The organism is Bartonella sp. A05, from assembly GCF_026930145.1.
In the GTDB taxonomy this organism is placed as follows: domain Bacteria; phylum Pseudomonadota; class Alphaproteobacteria; order Rhizobiales; family Rhizobiaceae; genus Bartonella.
On record NZ_JANHOJ010000003.1, the window covers coordinates 1 to 20,339 of the forward strand.

Genomic DNA, 20,339 nt, shown 5'->3' on the forward strand with positions numbered 1-20,339 from the left:
TTGAGCTCTCCATTTTTTGTCCAAAACAAGGGACTAAGTTTAAAATTAATACGTAACCTATAAAATTACGCGTATTTCTTCTGAATCTCCTGCGCCACCGCTGTAGGAACAGGCTCATAATGATCAAATTGCATTGTATACTGAGCACGCCCCTGACTCATCGAACGAAGTGTATTTACATAGCCAAACATGTTTGCCAAAGGAACCATTGCATTCACAACCGTTGCAATACCACGCGTCTCAGTACCCGAAATTTGCCCCCGACGAGAATTCAAATCACCAATTACATCACCAACATAGTCCTCAGGAGTGACAACCTCTACCTTCATAATCGGCTCAAGAAGCTGCGCACCAGCTTTTTTTGCCCCTTCTCGAAATGCTGTACGCGCAGCAATTTCAAAAGCCAGAACGGAAGAATCAACATCATGATAAGCACCATCAATCAAAGTAGCTTTTATCCCAAGCATAGGAAAACCTGCAAGAGGCCCTGACTGCATAACACTCTCAATTCCCTTCTGAACACCTGGAACATACTCCTTAGGGACAGAGCCACCAACAATTTTTGATTCAAAAATAAATTCATCTCCTTCATGTGGCTCAAAAACAATCTTTACACGAGCAAACTGCCCAGCTCCACCAGATTGCTTTTTATGAGTATAATCAATTTCGGAAACTTTTGTAATCGATTCACGATAAGCAACCTGAGGCTGACCAACATTAGCCTCAACTTTAAATTCACGGCGCATACGATCAACAATAATATCCAAATGAAGTTCACCCATCCCAGCAATGATCACCTGACCAGACTCTTCATCTGACTTAACACGAAATGAAGGATCTTCCGCCGCCAAACGATTAAGTGCAATACCCATTTTTTCCTGATCCGCTTTTGTCTTCGGTTCAATTGCAATCTCAATCACAGGATCAGGGAAATCCATCCGCTCGAGAATAACAGGCTTCAAAGGATCACAAAGAGTATCACCCGTCGTCGTCTCCTTAAGACCAGCAAGTGCAACAATATCGCCTGCAAACGCCTCTTCAATATCCTCACGAGAATTCGAATGCATCTGGAGCATACGCCCTACACGCTCTTTCTTTTTCTTTACACTGTTTTCAAGAGAAACACCCTTCTGAATCCTACCAGAATAAACACGACAAAAAGTCAAAGAGCCAACAAACGGATCATTCATAATCTTAAAAGCAAGCATAGAAAGTGGAGCATCATCTGAAGACTCACGTGTTATTTCAATCTCACTCTTAGCATCAATACCACTAATAGCAGGAACATCAACCGGAGAAGGAAGATACGAAATAACAGCATCCAAAAGTGGCTGAACTCCTTTATTCTTAAAAGCTGTACCACAAAGAACCGGATGAAACTGAACCCCTATCGTCCCTTTACGAATAAGATCTACAAGCTGCTCATTTGTCGGCATAACACCCTCTAAATAAGCCTCTGTTGCAACCTCATCAACCTCAACTGCCATCTCAACCAATTTTTCGCGATATTTCTCGGCTTTTTCTCTCAACTCAACCGGAATCTCACCCTCTGTAGCCACAGCACCAATACTACCATCCCACCGAAGTGCCTTCATCTCAATAAGATCAACAACACCTTCAAAATCATTCTCAGCACCAATTGGCAACTGAACAATAAGAGCTTTAGCGCCTAATCGCGTCTCAACCATCTCCACACTGCGATAAAAATCAGCTCCAATTTTATCCATCTTATTAACAAAAACCATACGAGGAACATGATACTTTTCAGCCTGCCGCCAAACAGTTTCCGTTTGAGGTTCTACACCAGCATTTGCATCCAACAATGCTATCGCACCATCAAGTACACGCAAAGAACGCTCAACCTCAATTGTAAAATCAACGTGACCAGGCGTATCAATAATATTAAAACGCCGCTTCCGTCCATCACGACCCTGCCAAAAAGTTGTCGTCGCAGCAGATGTAATCGTGATACCACGTTCCTGCTCCTGCTCCATCCAATCCATAGTAGAAGCACCATCATGCGTTTCACCGATCTTATGATTCTTACCGGTGTAAAACAAAATACGCTCAGTCATCGTAGTCTTACCAGCATCAATATGAGCCATAATACCAAAATTACGATAGTCTTCTATTTTATATTCGCGAGCCATTCTATTTGCCTTAGATCCCTAATACCTACCAGCGATAATGAGAAAACGCACGGTTAGCCTCAGCCATACGGTGAACATCTTCTCGCTTTTTTACTGCCGAACCACGGTTATTAGCCGCATCTACCAACTCACCAGAAAGACGATCAACCATTGTCGTTTCACTACGCCCACGAGCTGCTGCAATCAACCAACGAATAGCAAGAGCCTGACGACGCTCAGGACGAACATCAACCGGAACCTGATAAGTAGCACCACCAACACGACGAGAACGAACCTCAACATGAGGAGAAACATTTTCCAATGCTTTATGAAACAAAACCACAGGATCTGTCTTCACCCTACCCTCAAGTGAATCAAGAGCACCATAAACAATACGCTCAGCAACTGACTTCTTGCCATCATACATAATGGCATTCATAAATTTTGTAATAACCAAATCACCAAATTTAGGATCCGGATTAATTTCACGCTTTTCTGCTCTATGACGACGGGACATTGACTCTGGCTTTCAATATTTACTTCGGACGCTTTGCGCCATATTTAGAACGGCGCTGTTTACGATTTTTGACACCCTGTGTATCAAGCAAACCACGAATAATGTGATAACGCACACCTGGCAAATCCTTCACACGACCACCACGAATCATCACAACAGAGTGCTCTTGAAGATTATGCCCCTCACCAGGAATATAACCAATAACTTCAAATCCATTCGTTAAACGTATCTTCGCAACTTTACGAAGAGCAGAATTAGGCTTCTTCGGTGTTGTCGTATACACACGAGTACAAACACCACGCTTTTGCGGGCTCTCTTGAAGAGCAGGAACCTTATTACGCTTAACCGGAGCCACGCGCGGCTTGCGAATTAATTGGTTTACGGTAGGCATACAACCTTCCTCTTTAAATAATCTGTATTACTCTCACCCATTCGGGTTTTTACTTCTATCCATTCCAATACAACTAGGATAAATACTCACCCTAATATTATTGAAATATACTAAGCTTACACACAAAATCGGGCATGACTGCACATACAGCTTACCCGATCAAAAGCAGAGGAGGCAACAGCCTCTTGCGCTGGTATTTGCTTCATTTCTTGACAAACCCTGCTTGAAGCGATCTCAGGATAAATATCCTAAACGACTCTTACATCGGCTATGAGAATTTCTAATAGCGAGAACACATATCTTCGTCAAGTGCTAAACGGAAGAAAGTTTATGAAAAGTAATATATAATACTTTATCCATCTTTTTTAAGTAACTATAGCAAATTTTAAATTACCAGAACAATAACTCCACACAAAGATAACTGTAATAATAGTAACTTGCTAATTACATATTTGAGACATAAAATAAGCGCTATGAAAATTGTAACATGGAATATCGCTGGAATAAAAGCACGACATGAGACACTATGTAGATGGCTACAAAAAAACCATCCTGATATAGTATGCTTACAAGAAATAAAAAGTATTGATAAAAATTTTCCTCGCGATTTAATCGAAAGCTTAGGCTATCATATAGAGACACATGGCCAAAAAAGCTTCAACGGAGTTGCAATTCTCTCTAAAAAAACACCTGATGAAGTTATTCGCCGCTTACCAAACAAAAATAATGATGAGCAAGCACGTTATATTGAAGCTGTTTATTCAACAAATAAAGGAGCTATCCGTGTCGCTTCTCTCTATCTTCCAAATGGCAATCCTATCAACAGTGAAAAATATTCCTATAAAATAGAGTGGATGGAGAAATTGTATAAACATGCAAAATCATTACTTGCATACGAAGAACCTCTTGTACTCGCTGGTGATTATAATATTATTCCAACCACACTGGATGCAAAAAAAATTCAAGACTGGAATAATGACGCGTTATTTCTTCCACAAACAAGACAACTATTCCAACGTATTATTCATTTAGGTTTTTATGATGCCATCCGCTGCGTTACAGATAAGCCATCATTTAGCTTCTGGGATTTTCAAGCTGGTGCATGGCAAAAAAATAACGGTATTCGCATTGATCACTTACTATTATCACCAGAAGCTGTTGATCAGCTTGTGTGCGCTTATAGCGAAACAGACGTAAGAGGATACCAAAAACCTTCAGACCACACTCCCGTTTGGATTGATCTCAATATTGATTAAGAAATATTAAGAAGTATAATTTCTGTTTTATTGGGATAACTGAAAAAATAGTCTATCCAAAATTGCAAATATGCTACCTTGCATATAACTATATATCCTGAATATAATGATAAACATAAAAAATGGAGGAAGCAATGAAGAAAATACTGTCAGTATTTATTGCGACAACTTTCGTGGCTCTGACAAACGTTGCACAAGCTCAAAATGATACTCTTGAGAAAATAAAAGAAACTGGAACTATTACTCTGGGAGTTCGCGAATCGTCTATAGGACTAGCTTATGCACTTGGTAATGGTAAATATACCGGCTTTCACACAGAAATGGCTAAAAATATTATTGACGATATTTCAAAAAAAATTGGGAAGCCAATTAAAATTCATTACCTTCCTATCACATCGCAAAATCGCATTCCATTGTTAAAGAACAGTACCTATGATCTTGAGTGTGGCTCTACAACAAATGATTCTTCTCGCGCTAAAGAAGTAGCTTTTGCTTATGCAACCTATATCGAAGAAGTTCGAATTGCCGTAAAGAAAAACTCTAACATTAAGTCCATTGATGATTTAAATGGTAAAACGATTGCAACCACTACTGGCACTACATCTGTGCAGCTTATTCGTAAAAATAAACGTGCAAAAAACATTGATTTTGCAGTTGTAACAGGTAAGGATCATGGAGATAGCTTCCTGTTGCTAGAATCCGGCCGAGCTGATGCATTTGTCATGGATGTATCTATTCTCGCTGGGCATATCTCTAAATCAAAGAATCCATCTGACTATACGATTCTAGATGTTGCACTTTCAGTCGAACCGATTGCCTGTATGCTCCGATTAAATGACAAAAACTTTGAAAAAGCAGTCAATGATAGTATCATTCGTCAAATCAGTGATGGTTCTCTTGAAAAACTTTACAATAAATGGTTTATGGAACCAATTCCCCCTACGAATACTGTTATTAATCTTCCTTTATCCAAATCAACAAAGCATGCTTGGGAATATCCAAGCAACAAACCCCGGGAAGATTACATAGAAAATAACCAATAACAAAGATAGCCGAATTCTTTGGAAGTTGAATGCAGTTGTGTTTTAGTGTGTTTCTCAATAAACTGAGCATATGCAAACAGGGTTATTTTATTTGTCACATCTAGAAGCTAACTAACTTTAGGACATATAATGGACTTTTCTTTTCTATGCATGGATGATCTTGATCGAAATCCAGTAGCTGGATGTCTTGGAATCCCAGGCTTCAGTCATACATATCTGGATGCGCTGCTCAATGGTTTGAAAAATACAGCTATATTATCCATATTCTCACTAATATTAGCTGTATTTTTAGGTATTGTTATAGGAACAATGCGCACTCTGCCTAATACTTCCAAAATCAATTGTGTATTTCGCGCTATTGGCGGCATTTGGGTAGAACTTATGCGTAATATTCCTCTACTTGTACAAGTATTTTTATGGTACTTTGTCGTGCCTAAGATTTATCCGCCAGCGATCAATCTTCCTCCGATTCTATTAATAACCTTTGCCTTGGGATTCTTTACATCTGCACGCATTGCAGAACAGATTCGTTCAGGTATTGAAGCCATTCCTTCAGGACAACATTATGCAGCCATGGCAATGGGATTTAATACCTATCAAAGTTATCGCTACGTTATCTTACCACGCGCTATTCGCACAATAATCCCACCACTTACTTCAGAAGCAATGGGCATTGTAAAAAATTCATCTGTAGCATTCGCAGTTTCAATCAATGAATTGATGCAATTTCAATATCAAACGATTGAAGAAGTTAGCCATGTATATGAAACCTATTTGCTTGTTACGGTTCTTTATATTGTCATATCTTTGTTTGTATTTGTTATCATGACAATGATTGAACGGGTGCTTAAAATTCCCAATTTTCAAACAGAGGGGCATTGAATATGGTAGATTTCTTAAGCTCTTATTTTCCTTTTAATTTTTCAGATTTTGATTTTTCATTTTTCACTTTTGATGTATTTCGTTCTTATATTTTATCAGGCTTGCTTTTTAGCGTTTTCTTAACTCTTTTTGCAACGATATGGGGACTGATTTTTGGTGTTCTATTAGCGATGATGCGACTTTCTTCTGTTAAAGTGTTCTCCTCGCTTGCAATAATTTACATAACAGCCATGCGTTCAATACCACTTGTTATGGTTATCTTGTGGTTTTTTGTGCTTCTTCCTTTTTTGACTGGCACATCAATTGGTGCAAACAACTCAGCATTAATTACCTTTACTGCATTTGAAGCTGCTTATTTCGCTGAAATTATCCGCGCTGGCATACGTTCAGTCCCACAAGGACAAAAATATGCAGGACAAGCTCTCGGAATGACATATTGGCAAAATATGTACCTTGTGATTCTTCCACAAGCATTTAGAGATATGATTCCAGTTTTTTTGACACAGATCATTATCCTCTTTCAGGATACAACTCTCGTTTACGCAATTAGTGGAAATAGCCTTTTGAATGGTTTTGATCTTGTTTCTAATAATTTTGGCGTAAAACAAGAAGCCTATATTTTAGCAGCTATTTTCTATTTCATTATCTGTTTCACATTATCGCAGATGGTTTCATATCTACAGAAAAAAGTATCAATTATTCGCTGACAGGAAAAAAAATGACTACTCATATGATTGAAATAAAAAATGTTTCTAACTGGTATGGCGAAGTTAATATTCTTAAAAACTGCACAACCAATATTAACAAAGGGGAAGTTGTTGTAGTTTGCGGACCGTCAGGATCTGGTAAATCAACTCTCATTAAAACCATCAACGCTTTAGTACCTTTTCAAAAAGGTGAAATTTGGATTGATGGAGTACCAGTTCATTCTAAAGAGACAGATTTGTCTAAATTGCGTAGCCACGTAGGAATGGTATTTCAGCACTTTGAGCTGTTCCCACATCTATCCGTTATGGAAAATCTAATAATTGCGCAAATCAAAGTTTTGAAACGTAGTAAAAAAGAGGCGCTTGAGCGTGGTTTGATATATCTCAAACGTGTTGGACTTATTGAACATAAAGACAAGTATCCTGGACAACTTTCTGGTGGTCAGCAGCAACGTGTTGCGATTGCACGTGCATTAACAATGGATCCACTTGTTATGCTTTTTGATGAACCAACCTCCGCTTTAGATCCCGAAATGGTAGGAGAAGTATTAGATGTCATGATTGGCTTAGCAGAAGAAGGCATGACTATGATGTGTGTAACACACGAAATGGGTTTTGCCCAAAGGGTATCAGAGCGCATAATTTTTATGGATCAAGGCAGAATTCTCGAAGATTGTTCATCTCAAGAATTCTTCTCTGATCCGCAGGCTAGAACACCACGTGCGCAGGAGTTCTTATCAAAAATCCTTAATCATTAATATCATTACTTAAGCTATCTTCTATTACAGATATAAACATAAAGGCCTTTTATTATTTTAAGGCCTTTATATTGAGTGCTAAAAAAATTGTTGTATAAGACACTTAAGAACTATGATTGTCTAAAATATCAGCAGCTAATGATATTGCCATACGGCGTTCATATTCATCACAAATAGCGAAAGCACGTTCTTGCATAGAGCGAATCCAATTTTGATCTTTCACGTTAGCTTTTTCGTAAGCTGCAATTAACATCGCCATACCGCGAACTGTTTTTCCTTTCTGAAACAGCATATTTCCAAGCATAGCCTGAGCAGAAATGTTTCCTTTCTTAGCTGAAAGATAAAACCATCGTTCAGCTTGAGAAAAGTTTTTCTCCCCTACCTCGCCATTTAAAAACATCTTTCCTAGATAATATTGAGCCTTAGGATTCCCTTTCTTGGCTGAAAGATGAAACCATCGTGCAGCCTGGATAAAATTCTTCTCTCTTCCTTCACCCTTTAAAAATATTTTTCCTAGATAGTATTGAGCTATAGGATTCCGATAATTCATCGCAGCTTGCATATAAAGACTAGCTGCATAAGAAGGATTAGATTTTACAGATGATCCAGGAATACCTTTTCTAATATAACCAGCAAGCTTAACCAGTGCATCAGAAATATAGATTTTATTTTCTGAATCAAGATCTGAACCTTTTTCAACAATATTTGCGAAAAAATTATAAGCTTTATAATCATCTTCAGGGACACCATCACCATCTGCATAGATATGGCCAAGCTTCCAAATTGCACCAATATGCCCCATATTAGCTGCACAAAGTAATTCTGAAATAGCTTGATCTATTTGTCCATTTTTGTAAGCAGACATACCACGCTTCAAAAAATAAAATGAACGGGCATCTGTATTTTGAGACAAATTGTCATCCATTGCATAAGCAGTAGAAAAAGATTGTCCCAACGTAATAATAATTGAGGCTATTTTCCATAGCTTAGACCCATTTATCACTTAGAGTCTCTCCCTCTTTTACCATTATAGCAGGCCAGAAGCGTCTGAGCCCCTCTTCAAGATATTCCTTTTATAGAAAAAACAAGCATACCAGAATTATAAATTTAACAAAATATGTAGATAAGTAAAAATTATCAAAGATATCAGCTCACAATAACTTTTAACTTTCATAAAAAGCATGAAAAAGAAGATTGTAATTAAACTAACTTAAACGCTCTAAAGCAATAAACATCTTTTTCTTTGTAGCATGCAATTCTGTTATTCTTTTACGTTCAAGTTCAACAATTTCTGGCTTTGCATGTTCCAAAAATTTTGAATTATTTAATTTAACTGATATTTTCTCAATATCCTGTTCAATTTTATTGATCTCTTTTAGCAAGCGAAAACGCTCAGTATCTAAATCAATCAACTGCCCTAACGGTAAACAAAAAGTCGTCTCACCTAGAATTATTTGCGCCGATATAGCTGGAGCCCTATCAGAAAAATGAATCGTTTCAATACGAGCCAACCTCTTAAGGACGGAATCATAACGCTGCACACGCTCTTTTATTACCTCTCCTCCCTCTACGATAACAAGAGGTGCCCATGCAGACGCAGGAATATTCATTTCAGAACGCACAGAACGAATTCCACCAATAACATCAATAAGCCAATTAATATCGGTCGCAGCTTCTTCATCTGCAAATGTTCCCTGAGGCCATTGTGTCAAGACTAACATATCCTCACGCTTCACATCTGCCTTTGTTGTGAGAGACCACAACTCTTCCGTTATATGGGGCATAAAAGGATGAAGAAGCTTATAAACTTCATCAAGAACCCAAGCAGTACAAGCTTGTGCTTCTTTTTTAGAATCTTCATCTGAACCTTGAAATACTGGCTTGAGAAGCTCAAGATACCAGTCGCATAATGTATTCCAAATGAATCGATACAATGCACCAGCAGATTCATTGAACCTATAGTTTTCAATACCTGCAGTCACTGCAGAAACAGTTTTGGATAATTCTGTTAAAATCCAACGATTGAGTGCAAGCTTGGCTTTTTCTGGCTTAAAAGCTAAATCATGCTGAACACCATTCATTTGTGCAAATCGAGTAGCGTTCCATAATTTTGTAGCAAAATTGCGATAACCTGCGATACGGGAAGGATCCAATTTTACATCACGACCTTGTGCAGCCATAATAGCTAAAGTAAAACGCAACGCATCTGCGCCATATTGATCAATGAGTTCTAATGGGTCAATAACGTTTCCTTTTGACTTTGACATCTTTGCGCCCGTCTGATCTCGCACAAGAGCATGTACATAAACAGTTGGAAAAGGTACCTCACCCATAAAGTGAAGCCCCATCATCATCATACGCGCGACCCAAAAAAAGATAATATCAAACCCTGTAACTGATAGAGATGTTGGGTAAAAAGCGGTTAACTCACTGGTTTTATCAGGCCAACCTAGCGTAGAAAAAGGCCAAAGAGCTGACGAAAACCAAGTATCTAAAACATCTTGATCACGCGTTAACTGAACCACTTCACCGTAATAAGAGAAAGCTGAAGCCAAAGCCTCTTCTTCAGTTTTTTCAACGAATACAACACCATCTGGACCGTACCAAGCCGGGATCTGATGTCCCCACCATAATTGACGGGAAATACACCAAGGCTGAATATTCTGCATCCAATTAAAATAAGTTTTTTCCCAACTTGCCGGAACGAACCGTGTTTTTCCTTCACAAACAGCCTCAATTGCTGGTTTTGCTAATTCCGCAGCATTCACATACCATTGATCTGTTAATAACGGTTCAATAGGCACTCCACTCCGATCTCCATGAGGAACAGCATGTGGATGATCGTCAATCGATACAAGATATCCTCTTTCTTCCATCAAAGAGACAATCCGATCTCGTGCAACAAAACGATCAGATTGGTTTAAATTCTCCACAAAATCTTTCAATTCATCCGATAAAAACAAACCATCAAAGAACGCATCATTATCGCGCAAACAAATTTCAGCATTGTGCGTAAACACATTGATTAAACGTAAATTGTGTCGTTTTCCCACTTCAAAATCATTGAAATCATGTGCTGGAGTAATTTTTACAGCACCGCTTCCCTCTTCAGGATTTGCATAAGAATCACCTACAATCAATAATTTGCGACCAACGATTGGTAAGATAGCATTATGACCTATAAGATTTTTATAACGCTCATCTTCAGGATTAACCGCAATTCCTGTGTCGCCAAGCATCGTTTCGGGTCGTGTCGTTGCAACTGTTATAAAAGTTGTAGAATCATCCGGATCAAAAACTTTACCTTCAAGAGGATATCTAAAATGCCACAAATGACCGTTTATTTCTTTTGCTTCAACTTCAAGATCCGAAATAGCCGTTAATAATTTTGGATCCCAATTAACCAGACGCTTATCCTTATATATCAATCCTTGCTTGTAGAGCGTAACAAAAACTTCACGAACAGCCTGAGATAAGCCTTCATCCATCGTAAACCGCTCACGTGACCAATCACATGAAACACCCAGACGCCGTAACTGATTGATAATGATTCCTCCAGTCTCATGACGCCATTCCCAAATACGATCAACAAATTTTTCCCTACCCATTTCTTGACGCGTTGGCTCTTTGCGTTTTGCAAGTTGGCGTTCAACAACCATTTGTGTTGCAATTCCCGCATGATCCATTCCAGGCTGCCATAAAACATTTTTGCCACGCATCCGCTGAAAGCGTACTATAATATCTTGGATTGTCGTATTTAACGCGTGCCCCATATGAAGAGAGCCTGTAACATTAGGTGGCGGAAGCATAACGCAAAAAGAATCTGCATGTAATTTTGCACCTACACCCGCTCTAAAAGCACCACGTTTTTCCCACTCTTTTGCAATCCTTGCTTCTATGGAAGCGGCATCATAGTTTTTTTCCAGCATTCTTACCCACTTAATTCACAACGCCACTAACAACGCAACCGCACTCCAACACTCAATCATACTACCTACAAGTGCCGTTTATTTCAAACAACTTCACAAAAATACAAACAAACCTTTTATGATAGTTAAGGTGAAACACTAGATCATCAAAGATAATAAGTAAATAAATACTTAAGGTAATTTTTTAATCGTTTTGACGATCTCTTCGCGTAAAATCTTTTCAAGCAAAACAGGCAATTGACGTTGTAACCATTCTGCTATGGCCGGACGCAATACATTTTCTGCAATTTTCTCAGCAGAAGAGACACAATACGCAGACAATCCTAAAGAATCAGAAGCGAAATTCTCTTGCTTTGACCTAAACACCTCATCATCATATTTTTTTGTTTTATGAACCGAACTCTGATCTTCAGAGGAAAGATTCATCTTTTGTTTTTGCGTATTTATACTCACTGTATTATTTTCGCTAACTGTATTATTTTCTATTTTAAGGCCATTTTGTACTTGTGGTAAAGGAAAATCTTGTTTTTCAGAAGGGAAACCAATACGATCAGCTAAAGCCTTCATAGCATCATCAACTGATGAAGAAGCTTCGTAAATGCTCGCCGATGGGACTTCCAAACGATCTGTCGAAGCACTTACTGCGACATTCTCTTCACTTGAAAAATGACCTGTTTGAACCGCATTCTCTTCGATTATTTCACGAATAGACGTCAAAATCTTATCCATACTTGGCTCACGCAATGCACTGGAACTTTGTACCATAACTCAAACCTCTCAAAGACGCAAAAAATAGAATCATCCTCTCAATATGATCAGACGAATTACAAAATTAATATATCTCTTCATACCGAAAACGATGCTACACACAACTTTCTTCCCCTTGATTAAGTAAAAGAACCCGCATATTTTTCAACATAATCAACTATTGATTTATTCGTCCTTTAGAAGCTAAAATTACTTTTGCACATAAAAAATCGCTTTTTACATTCTCAGCATACTTATTTAATAATCTTCAATCCTAAATAGTCCGCAGTCAGTTTACCAATAGAAGATTGTACATTATAGCTTGCAACAACAGCATTACATTCCGCAGTTATCAACGCAATTTGAGCATTAATCAACTGGCTTCGAGAATTTAAAACATCCAACGTAGTTGCTTGCCCTACACGATTTTCTTGAACACGACCTTTAAAAGCAATTTCAGCAGCACGAACACTCTCACGATAAGCAACAACAGACGCTTGTGCACCCTCAAACTGAAACCAAGCAGAAGTTAGTGCCTGCCTTATATTACTGTGCGCCAAATCAAGCTGGATGCGAGCCTGTCCCAGTTGCTCTTTTGATTGACGCATCTGCGCAGACGTACGCCCACCTTCAAAAATTGGAACACTCACCAAAATCCCAACCGAATGAGAAGCTCCATCTTCTCCCAAACCACTATAAATTTTATTATAGGACCTTGTCGCAGAAAAATCAACCTTAGGAAGTAATGCCCCCTCTTTTGCTTTTACATTATAAGCACTAGCATCAATCAAATATTTCGCATAAAGAATTGCTGGATGCATAATAACACCCATTTTCTCAGCTGCATCAAGACTTACAGGCAGATCTTCTGCTACCGGCGGACGTTCCAATTTTTTAGGATCATAACCAATGACTTGCCGATAAGCTGCCTCTGCTGACTTTACATTAGCACGCGCAAGCATGAGATCAGAAACAGCCACAGAACGCGCTGCCTGCGCTTGAGCAAAATCAACGCGAGCCCCTTCCCCCACATCAAGCCTTGCTTTATTTGCACGAACTTGCTCTTCAAGAGCCACCAAATTTTCTCTACGGAGATCAGCAATGCGACGCGCTTGATACACATTAGTATACGCTGTCACAACGTCCAAAAATACATTTTGCTCAACATTGCGAAAATATTCACGCTGTGCTTGCATTTTAACTTGAGCGGAAAAAAATGTATTTTGCGTGACAAAACCGTCAAATATTCTCTGATTTAATTTTATTCCTATAGTTCCAACAGCATTATCGGAACCTGTGATGCCATTATTACGAACATAGCTTCCTACCCCTTCAATTTGTGGTAGAAAACCCGAGCGTGCAACAGCGACATCCTCACCTGCGATACGCACAGCTACACGCTCACTATTCAATTTGGCATTATGTACATAAGCTTTAGAAAAAGCATCCTTTAATGTCTCAGCACAAGCCGATCCTGATACAAAACCACCCAATGTTAGCAATAAACATACATGAAATTTCTTATTTATTTTAAACACAAAAATAAATCCTAAACCAACTACTTAACCATCCGCTATTCACAGATAGTAAATTAAAATATAAAATTAGGCGCTTTTAAAAAACCCGGAAGACCTTTTACAGCGAGGTTAAAAGCACGGCGACCCGAAACAACACCTTCTTCTTTCACATAGATTCGCGCAACACCTGCATTACCATGTCCTTCAACAACAACAAGACGTCCCCCTTCTTTCATTTGTTCAAATATAACATCAGGAATAAAATCGACAGCACCTTCAATAAAAATGACATCATAAGGCCCTTCAACAGCATATCCCTGCTCTAATGATCCATGAACAACCACCACATTATCACAATGATTACGTTCTAAAATCTTAGCTGCTCTTTCTGAAAGAACCTTATTATTTTCCAATGCAATTACAAATCCAGCAAGCTTGGAAAATAACGCCGCACAATAACCACTATTGGCACCGATATCTAAAACAATATCCGATGGTTTTGCAGCAGCAAGCTGTAATAATTTTGCTAAAGATGCAGGCCCCATTAAATAGCACGCTGGCAAACTATTTTGCGCTGGAAATACAACAATATCACTATCAAGATAACTTAAATCTTTACTGCTTTCAGGTACAAAATCTTCACGTGGCATCGTTAAAAATGCTTCCAAAACCGATAAATTCGTTACATCTACTGTACGAATTTGATTGTCAACCATTTTGCGACGAAGATCTGCAAAATCCACAACCATAATCAGCCCCTTCTTCCACAGATAACGCACACCTAATAGAATGGCAACAGTCGAAAACAAAATACTCTTCTTTAGATGTTACAGAAAAGTACTCTACAGTCAACAACAAGATTTCAACTTCGCCTTTATTTTCATACAAATGTCTGTGTAGAGAGTTAAAGGAAAGATTATTAAAGCGTACTCTTGCAGGAAACTATTTTACCAAAATCGACTGGAGGCCTCGCCCGGAATCGAACCGGGATACAAGGATTTGCAGTCCTCTGCGTAACCATTCCGCCACGAGGCCTCATAAAAAATACGGAAACTATCACTAAGGGAAGGCAGCGCATCCGTCAAGATATAGAAATCTCCTTATAATCTTTTTGCTTTCTTTATGCAATTTTATTTTTTTTTAGAAAAAGCAATTTTACCCTTTGCAAATCAATATTGCTTTGCTATAGCCTCTATGCATATTGGTGTTATTCCTCGGTAGCTCAGCGGTAGAGCAACCGGCTGTTAACCGGTTGGTCGCTGGTTCGAATCCGGCCCGGGGAGCCATTATTTTTTATCAAGTTTGAATTTATTCTTTTATAGTTAAGGTTTGCTAAGGTCTAACTATTATAGCATTTGGGTTTTCCTTTACAAAATCGATAAGGCCTTCAATACGATCTCTTTAAAAGTTAGGTTTTCCAATTGCTACAATTAAAATCATAATGTCCTTAGAAGTAATTTTTTCTTCTAATACTTATATTTAAGATGCCTGTTTTATTGACTTGCGAAAACGAAACGATTTTGCACGCTTTGCTGTTTCTTTTGCCTTTTCGTGTCGTTTACTTTTAGCCAAAGATTTTCTGCTATGTGGCTGTGCCATCTTATTTGTGTGGCCAGAGATCTGCTTTAGATGTTTAAATTTGTTCAAAGAACGTTTCTTACCATTTTTTGGCTCTCCACCTTCTGGCGCTAATAGCTTTTCCGGGAAATCTGAAAACTGAGGGGGAATTTCTTCACGTGTCAATTTCATACGAATCAAACTCTCTACCGCACGCAACCGTGTCCGTTCCGTTCCTTCATCAAAGAATGTAATAGCATCACCCGATGCACCATTACGTCCCGTGCGGCCAATGCGATGTACATAACTTTCAGCTTCATCCGGTAAATCATAATTAATAACGTGACTGATTCCTGAGACATCAATACCGCGTGCAGCAATATCGGTTGCAACAAGAATTCTAACCGATCCTTCTCGGAAAGCTCTTAATGCACGTTGCCGAGCATTTTGTGACTTATTTCCATGGATCGTTGCAACAGGATATCCTGTTTTTTCCAAATGACGCGAAACAGCATCAGCACCATATTTTGTTCGTGTAAAAACAATGACCGAAGCTAAAGCTGGATTCGTTAGAAGCTGGCTCAAAACATTTTTCTTTTCACGAGTAGGAACACGATATAACTTCTGAGTAATTTCTGTAGCAGTTGTTCCCTGAGGAACAATTTCTATTTTTACTGGCTCCTTAAGCAAACTATTTGCAAGCGTAGCAATTTCTTTCGGCATTGTTGCAGAAAAGAGTGCTGCCTGACGCTTATGATGCAAAAGTTTTGCAATTTGCCGTACATCGTTAATAAAACCCATATCTAACATACGATCTGCTTCATCTAGAACTAAAAAACGAGACTGAGAAAGATCAATATATTTTTCACGGGCAAGATCCATTAAACGTCCTGGCGTTGCGATCAAAACATCCACACCCGCTTTCATACGTTTGATTTGCGCTAAACGCGATACTCCACCCAAAATCAAGCATGTTGAAAGATGCGTTCCTTTTACAGAAGCAATAATCGTTTCCTCAATCTGCACAGCAAGCTCACGCGTAGGAGTTAAAATTAAAGCGCGCGCAGTTTTAGGGTGACGTTTATTACCTAAAGCTAAAATCTGACTCAAAATGGGCAGAGTGAATGCCAATGTTTTTCCAGAACCGGTCTGCGCAATACCTAAAATATCATATCCCTTCAGCATTATAGGAATAGTCTGTTCTTGAATAGGTTTAGGTTTTCTTATACCAGAAATAAGCAGGTTTTTAATTAAAAGAGGAGACAAACCTAATTCTGTAAATACATTTTCTTTATCTAAATTCAAAATAAAATCTTTCCTTACTCAATAACTATAAACAAGTAACAAACTGAATTACCTTACTTAAAAACCTGCACAACAGAGATCATGATATTTAACAGTTGTAAAACAACGCTCTAAATAAGAACAAGCGTTTATGCAACCCATGAGAATCTTGAAAACAAAATGAAGATGCACACAACTCTCTTTATAAAGAGCAAATCAATCAACTAAAAGCACCTTCACTTGCACTATCTATTATTGGATCAAAACAAAAAAGCATACACTCTTGCAAAGTATATTTATTATACATAAAAAACAATATTCTAATTGTTTATTTTTTTACTATTGTTTCCGCTGGCAAATTTATCCCATTTAGGTCAGGATAAATCTCAAGAAAAACTGGATTTTGTACCGTTTTTTGTCCACCATAGATTAAATACCATTTGTCATTATCAACTATCGCTAATGTTTTATATTGAATGACCCGATCTTTTGTCTCAAGCCTAGTTGGAATCAAAGCGTAGAAAGTACCTTTATCTGTTTGTCGATAGTCTATTTTTGTTTCATCTAAATGATAAGAATCAATAGAAAAATTTTTAAATTGAGCGCGGAGCTGTTCAAGAAAACTCTTCCGTAAATCAACCTCTGTTGTGTTTAATCGACGTGCTATTTCTTTATAAAGTTGATCAGGCATATGAGTAGAAATAATTGCAAAATCTCCCTTTTTCACGGCATCATTAATATCAACAACTAAATTCGAAAGCTCAATTCGTTGTACTGACGCTGGTTCAGAAGCAAAACTCTGTCTGCCAGCCTCTAATAATAGAAATACCCCCAGCACAAGGTAAAATATAGACTTCATTTTTACATCTCTTCTGTCAACAAGAAATTCAGCTACTCAAACTACAAAATCAAATAATGTTTGATCATCGGTAATATCGCGATAGGACCAGCCTAATGCTTGAAAATTATCCTCTAATAAATAAAAATTATCATATTTTTTTGTTTCAATTGCAATTAATACAGAACCAAAATTTCTAGCTGATTTTTTTAAATATTCAAAGCGTACAATATCATCATCTGGAGATAACTGATCAAGAAAAATGCGCAATGCACCAGGATGCTGTGGAAAACTAAAAATAAAATATTTTTTCAACCCCTGAAAACGTAAAGAACGCTCTTTAATATCCGGCAAACGTTCAAAATCAAAATTACCTCCCGAAATAACCAGAAGAATTTTTTTTCCTTTCAACTCCTGATGAGAAATGCTTTTAAGAGCATCAATCGATAAAGCGCCAGCTGGCTCAAGCACTACGCCTTCAATATTAAGCATTTCAACCATTGTAGAACAAATCCGATTTTCAGGAATTGTAATAACAGACTCCGGCAAAAATTGCTTCAGCATTGCATAATTTAATACACCAATTTCAGCCACGGCAGCACCATCTACAAACGCATCAATACTATCAAGTTTGACATGTTTTCCTTTGTTCAAACACGCAAGCAGACTCGCAGCTCCCTGCGGCTCCACAAAGCGAAGCTCTGTTTTCCAACCGTATTCACGTAAAAAATTACTTACACCACTAGCCAAACCACCACCACCTACAGGAACGATTATTAAATCTGGCTCACTCTCTCCATTGAGCTTTTTCCATTGCAAAGCAGCCTCGCACAAAACTGTTGCCTGTCCCGTGATAATGCGCATATCGTCAAAAGGCGGTGCCATCACTCCTCCACCCTCAGCAACAAAAGACTGTGCTGCCGCATAGCATTGGTCAAATGTATTACCAATCAAACGGATTTCAATAAATTCCTTTCCAAAAATGCGCGTCTTATCAATTTTCTGTTGCGGTGTTGTTTTAGGCATAAAAATAACACCTTTACGTTTAAAATGGCGACAAACAAAAGCAATCCCTTGAGCATGATTACCTGCTGACGCACAAACAAATGCTGTATCTTGGGATATTTTCTCAAGCATTTCTGAAACAAAATTGAAAGCACCGCGGATTTTATACGATCGCACAGGTGTCAAATCCTCACGCTTTAAATAAATTTCCGCATCATATTTTTGACTAAGATAGTCATTTCGTTGCAGTGGCGTTTCAGAAAAAACATTATGTAAAGCCGTCATAGCCCTCGTTACATCTTGAACAAATTGACTCATAGCGCCAACTATTTCCCCACTTCATTGCTATTCTCAAAATCTCTTCTAAATGCAAAAACGATCATTGTCAGTAAAAATTATATCAAAAAACTAAAGGTTTTTCTTTTATGATTAATTCTTGATTCAATAAAAGATATAGCTTATGAAGAGGTCTTCATTGCGGACGTGATGAAATCGGTAAACATAGCAGACTTAAAATCTGCCGGTCTAAGGCCTTGCGGGTTCAAGTCCCGCCGTCCGCACCAGTAATATGAAATTTTCCATTATTTTTCAAACAGTTATTTAAAACTAAAAAAATAAAACCACCTTTTAAACCACCTTTCATGATGCTATTACAGTGCTATCAGGTGATACCTGTAGCTATAGAAAATACGAATCAAGAGAGGAATTCGAACCCTAATTTCACATAAAATAATGCTTTGATTTTATTGATATTTTTTAAAGGTAAGGGACGATAAAATAAGGTTAGGGAATAGGATTTTCCAATTTGTCTCTATGTGGTTTGTCAACGGTTATTTTTTTAAAGGATTTTCAAGGTTCCTTCAAAGGGACTTTTAAGAGTCCCTCGAAGACTATTTTTCTTCTGTTAGAAATCGCAATTTGTGATGATCAACTCTTTGGCAAGAGCATTATTTGAACTGCCACATGAATAAGATGTAGTGACCTCTTTTATGTGAAACTGACTAAAGGTTTTTCGAATCTCTGGCACGTCATTTAAAGAAAGAAGAAACTTCCCTTTTAACTGTGAAAGAATCGTGGACATCACCTGATAATCTTCCCGCTTAAAGAGCTCCTTTCCGTAGTAATCCTCAACACCCCAATAAGGTGGATCAAGATAAAACAAGATGTTGGGTCGATCATAGCGAAGCATAAAATCTGACCAGTTTAAATGTTCAATAGTGACCCCTGCCAAACGGCGATAAATTAGCTCTAATGACGCTTCAACCTTAAAATAATTAAACTGTGCGCTGCGGCTTGTTTCTGCACAAAACGTGCGATTCACAACTTTACCGCTAAAGCCTAATTTCTGGAGATATAAAAACCGAAGAGCGCGCTCTAGATCAGTTAAAGTGGCTGGATCTTGTCGAGAGAGACGTTGAAACTCTTGACGGCTCGTGATCTGGAACCTTAACAGATCCATAAATGGCTGATAATGGCGTTGCAACACGCGGAAAAAATTTACTACATCGCCTGAGTAATCATTGATAATTTCCGCAGATGGTCTCAATTTTCTCCTAAAGAAAATCCCACCCATTCCGATAAAAGGTTCGGCATAAAAATCGTGAGGAATGTCTTCAATGATTTTGACAATGGTTTTGGCCAACCTTCTTTTGCCACCAACATAAGCAGCAGCTGGTGTGATCGGATCAACCGATTTGAATGTTTCATAATGGATTACGTTCATACTTTTTTAAAAATCTTTCATACATACTGGTCATCTTCTCATTGATTCAAATGATA

General features: G+C 38.1%; 17 protein-coding genes and 3 tRNA genes. 7 read left to right on the forward strand and 13 right to left on the reverse strand.

Annotated features, from left to right (window positions below):
• Nucleotides 1-65: 65 nt before the first annotated feature.
• The 3 genes from fusA to rpsL are packed head-to-tail and all read right to left on the reverse strand — an operon-like array spanning nt 66 to nt 3,037.
• Nucleotides 66-2,150, reverse strand: coding sequence for an elongation factor G (fusA, locus tag NPX98_RS03585; RefSeq protein WP_269022730.1), 2,085 nt, complete (start codon nt 2,148-2,150; stop codon nt 66-68).
• 25 nt (nt 2,151-2,175) lie between these two features.
• Nucleotides 2,176-2,646 carry a 30S ribosomal protein S7 gene (rpsG, locus tag NPX98_RS03590; protein WP_269022731.1) on the reverse strand — a complete coding sequence of 157 codons (471 nt, stop codon included), beginning with the start codon at nt 2,644-2,646 and terminating at the stop codon, nt 2,176-2,178.
• A gap of 19 nt (nt 2,647-2,665) precedes the next feature.
• Nucleotides 2,666-3,037 carry a 30S ribosomal protein S12 gene (rpsL, locus tag NPX98_RS03595; protein ID WP_269022732.1) on the reverse strand — a complete coding sequence of 124 codons (372 nt, stop codon included), beginning with the start codon at nt 3,035-3,037 and terminating at the stop codon, nt 2,666-2,668.
• Nucleotides 3,038-3,510: 473 nt separating this feature from the next.
• Between rpsL and xth the strand changes: the two genes are divergently transcribed.
• From xth to NPX98_RS03620, 5 genes are all read left to right on the forward strand, one after another.
• Nucleotides 3,511-4,293 carry an exodeoxyribonuclease III gene (gene xth / locus NPX98_RS03600; protein WP_269022733.1) on the forward strand — a complete coding sequence of 261 codons (783 nt, stop codon included), beginning with the start codon at nt 3,511-3,513 and terminating at the stop codon, nt 4,291-4,293.
• Nucleotides 4,294-4,427: 134 nt separating this feature from the next.
• Nucleotides 4,428-5,336 (forward strand): transporter substrate-binding domain-containing protein, encoded by a 909-nt coding sequence (locus tag NPX98_RS03605; RefSeq protein WP_269022734.1) that lies wholly within the window; start codon nt 4,428-4,430, stop codon nt 5,334-5,336.
• Between the two features lie 129 nt (nt 5,337-5,465).
• On the forward strand, nt 5,466-6,218 hold the full coding sequence (locus NPX98_RS03610) for an amino acid ABC transporter permease (RefSeq protein WP_269022735.1): 753 nt from the start codon (nt 5,466-5,468) through the stop codon (nt 6,216-6,218).
• A gap of 2 nt (nt 6,219-6,220) precedes the next feature.
• Nucleotides 6,221-6,925 carry an amino acid ABC transporter permease gene (locus NPX98_RS03615; protein WP_269022736.1) on the forward strand — a complete coding sequence of 235 codons (705 nt, stop codon included), beginning with the start codon at nt 6,221-6,223 and terminating at the stop codon, nt 6,923-6,925.
• Nucleotides 6,926-6,936: 11 nt separating this feature from the next.
• Nucleotides 6,937-7,683 carry an amino acid ABC transporter ATP-binding protein gene (locus tag NPX98_RS03620; protein ID WP_269022737.1) on the forward strand — a complete coding sequence of 249 codons (747 nt, stop codon included), beginning with the start codon at nt 6,937-6,939 and terminating at the stop codon, nt 7,681-7,683.
• Nucleotides 7,684-7,786: 103 nt separating this feature from the next.
• Here the strand turns inward: NPX98_RS03620 and NPX98_RS03625 are convergent, their stop codons facing one another.
• The 6 genes from NPX98_RS03625 to NPX98_RS03650 all read right to left on the reverse strand — a co-directional run bounded on the left by NPX98_RS03625 (nt 7,787) and on the right by NPX98_RS03650 (nt 14,911).
• Complete coding sequence (locus NPX98_RS03625; protein WP_269022738.1) at nt 7,787-8,686, reverse strand: tetratricopeptide repeat protein; 900 nt, start codon at nt 8,684-8,686, stop codon at nt 7,787-7,789.
• Nucleotides 8,687-8,888: 202 nt separating this feature from the next.
• Nucleotides 8,889-11,612 carry a valine--tRNA ligase gene (locus NPX98_RS03630; protein ID WP_269022739.1) on the reverse strand — a complete coding sequence of 908 codons (2,724 nt, stop codon included), beginning with the start codon at nt 11,610-11,612 and terminating at the stop codon, nt 8,889-8,891.
• 171 nt (nt 11,613-11,783) lie between these two features.
• Nucleotides 11,784-12,377, reverse strand: coding sequence for a DUF2497 domain-containing protein (locus NPX98_RS03635; RefSeq protein WP_269022740.1), 594 nt, complete (start codon nt 12,375-12,377; stop codon nt 11,784-11,786).
• 236 nt (nt 12,378-12,613) lie between these two features.
• The gene (locus NPX98_RS03640; protein WP_442864462.1) at nt 12,614-13,903 is read right to left on the reverse strand and encodes a TolC family outer membrane protein; all 1,290 of its coding nucleotides are present in this window, start codon (nt 13,901-13,903) and stop codon (nt 12,614-12,616) included.
• 47 nt (nt 13,904-13,950) lie between these two features.
• Nucleotides 13,951-14,625, reverse strand: coding sequence for a protein-L-isoaspartate O-methyltransferase family protein (locus NPX98_RS03645; RefSeq protein ID WP_269022742.1), 675 nt, complete (start codon nt 14,623-14,625; stop codon nt 13,951-13,953).
• 212 nt (nt 14,626-14,837) lie between these two features.
• A tRNA-Cys gene (locus tag NPX98_RS03650) sits at nt 14,838-14,911 on the reverse strand.
• Between the two features lie 176 nt (nt 14,912-15,087).
• Between NPX98_RS03650 and NPX98_RS03655 the strand changes: the two genes are divergently transcribed.
• Nucleotides 15,088-15,162, forward strand: a tRNA-Asn gene (locus tag NPX98_RS03655).
• Between the two features lie 193 nt (nt 15,163-15,355).
• On the opposite strand, the gene NPX98_RS03660 is transcribed toward NPX98_RS03655, so the two are convergent.
• The 3 genes from NPX98_RS03660 to ilvA all read right to left on the reverse strand — a co-directional run bounded on the left by NPX98_RS03660 (nt 15,356) and on the right by ilvA (nt 18,878).
• Nucleotides 15,356-16,738 carry a DEAD/DEAH box helicase gene (locus NPX98_RS03660; protein ID WP_269022743.1) on the reverse strand — a complete coding sequence of 461 codons (1,383 nt, stop codon included), beginning with the start codon at nt 16,736-16,738 and terminating at the stop codon, nt 15,356-15,358.
• Between the two features lie 307 nt (nt 16,739-17,045).
• Entirely contained in the window at nt 17,046-17,576 is a 531-nt protein-coding gene (locus NPX98_RS03665; protein WP_269022744.1) for a hypothetical protein, read from the reverse strand.
• 36 nt (nt 17,577-17,612) lie between these two features.
• Nucleotides 17,613-18,878: a threonine ammonia-lyase IlvA gene (gene ilvA / locus NPX98_RS03670; protein WP_269022745.1), complete on the reverse strand. Its 1,266-nt coding sequence runs from the start codon at nt 18,876-18,878 to the stop codon at nt 17,613-17,615.
• Nucleotides 18,879-19,037: 159 nt separating this feature from the next.
• Between ilvA and NPX98_RS03675 the strand changes: the two genes are divergently transcribed.
• Nucleotides 19,038-19,123: transfer RNA gene (locus NPX98_RS03675), tRNA-Leu, on the forward strand.
• A gap of 341 nt (nt 19,124-19,464) precedes the next feature.
• Here the strand turns inward: NPX98_RS03675 and NPX98_RS03680 are convergent.
• Nucleotides 19,465-20,283 carry a DNA adenine methylase gene (locus tag NPX98_RS03680; RefSeq protein ID WP_269022746.1) on the reverse strand — a complete coding sequence of 273 codons (819 nt, stop codon included), beginning with the start codon at nt 20,281-20,283 and terminating at the stop codon, nt 19,465-19,467.
• Nucleotides 20,284-20,339 lie beyond the last annotated feature (56 nt).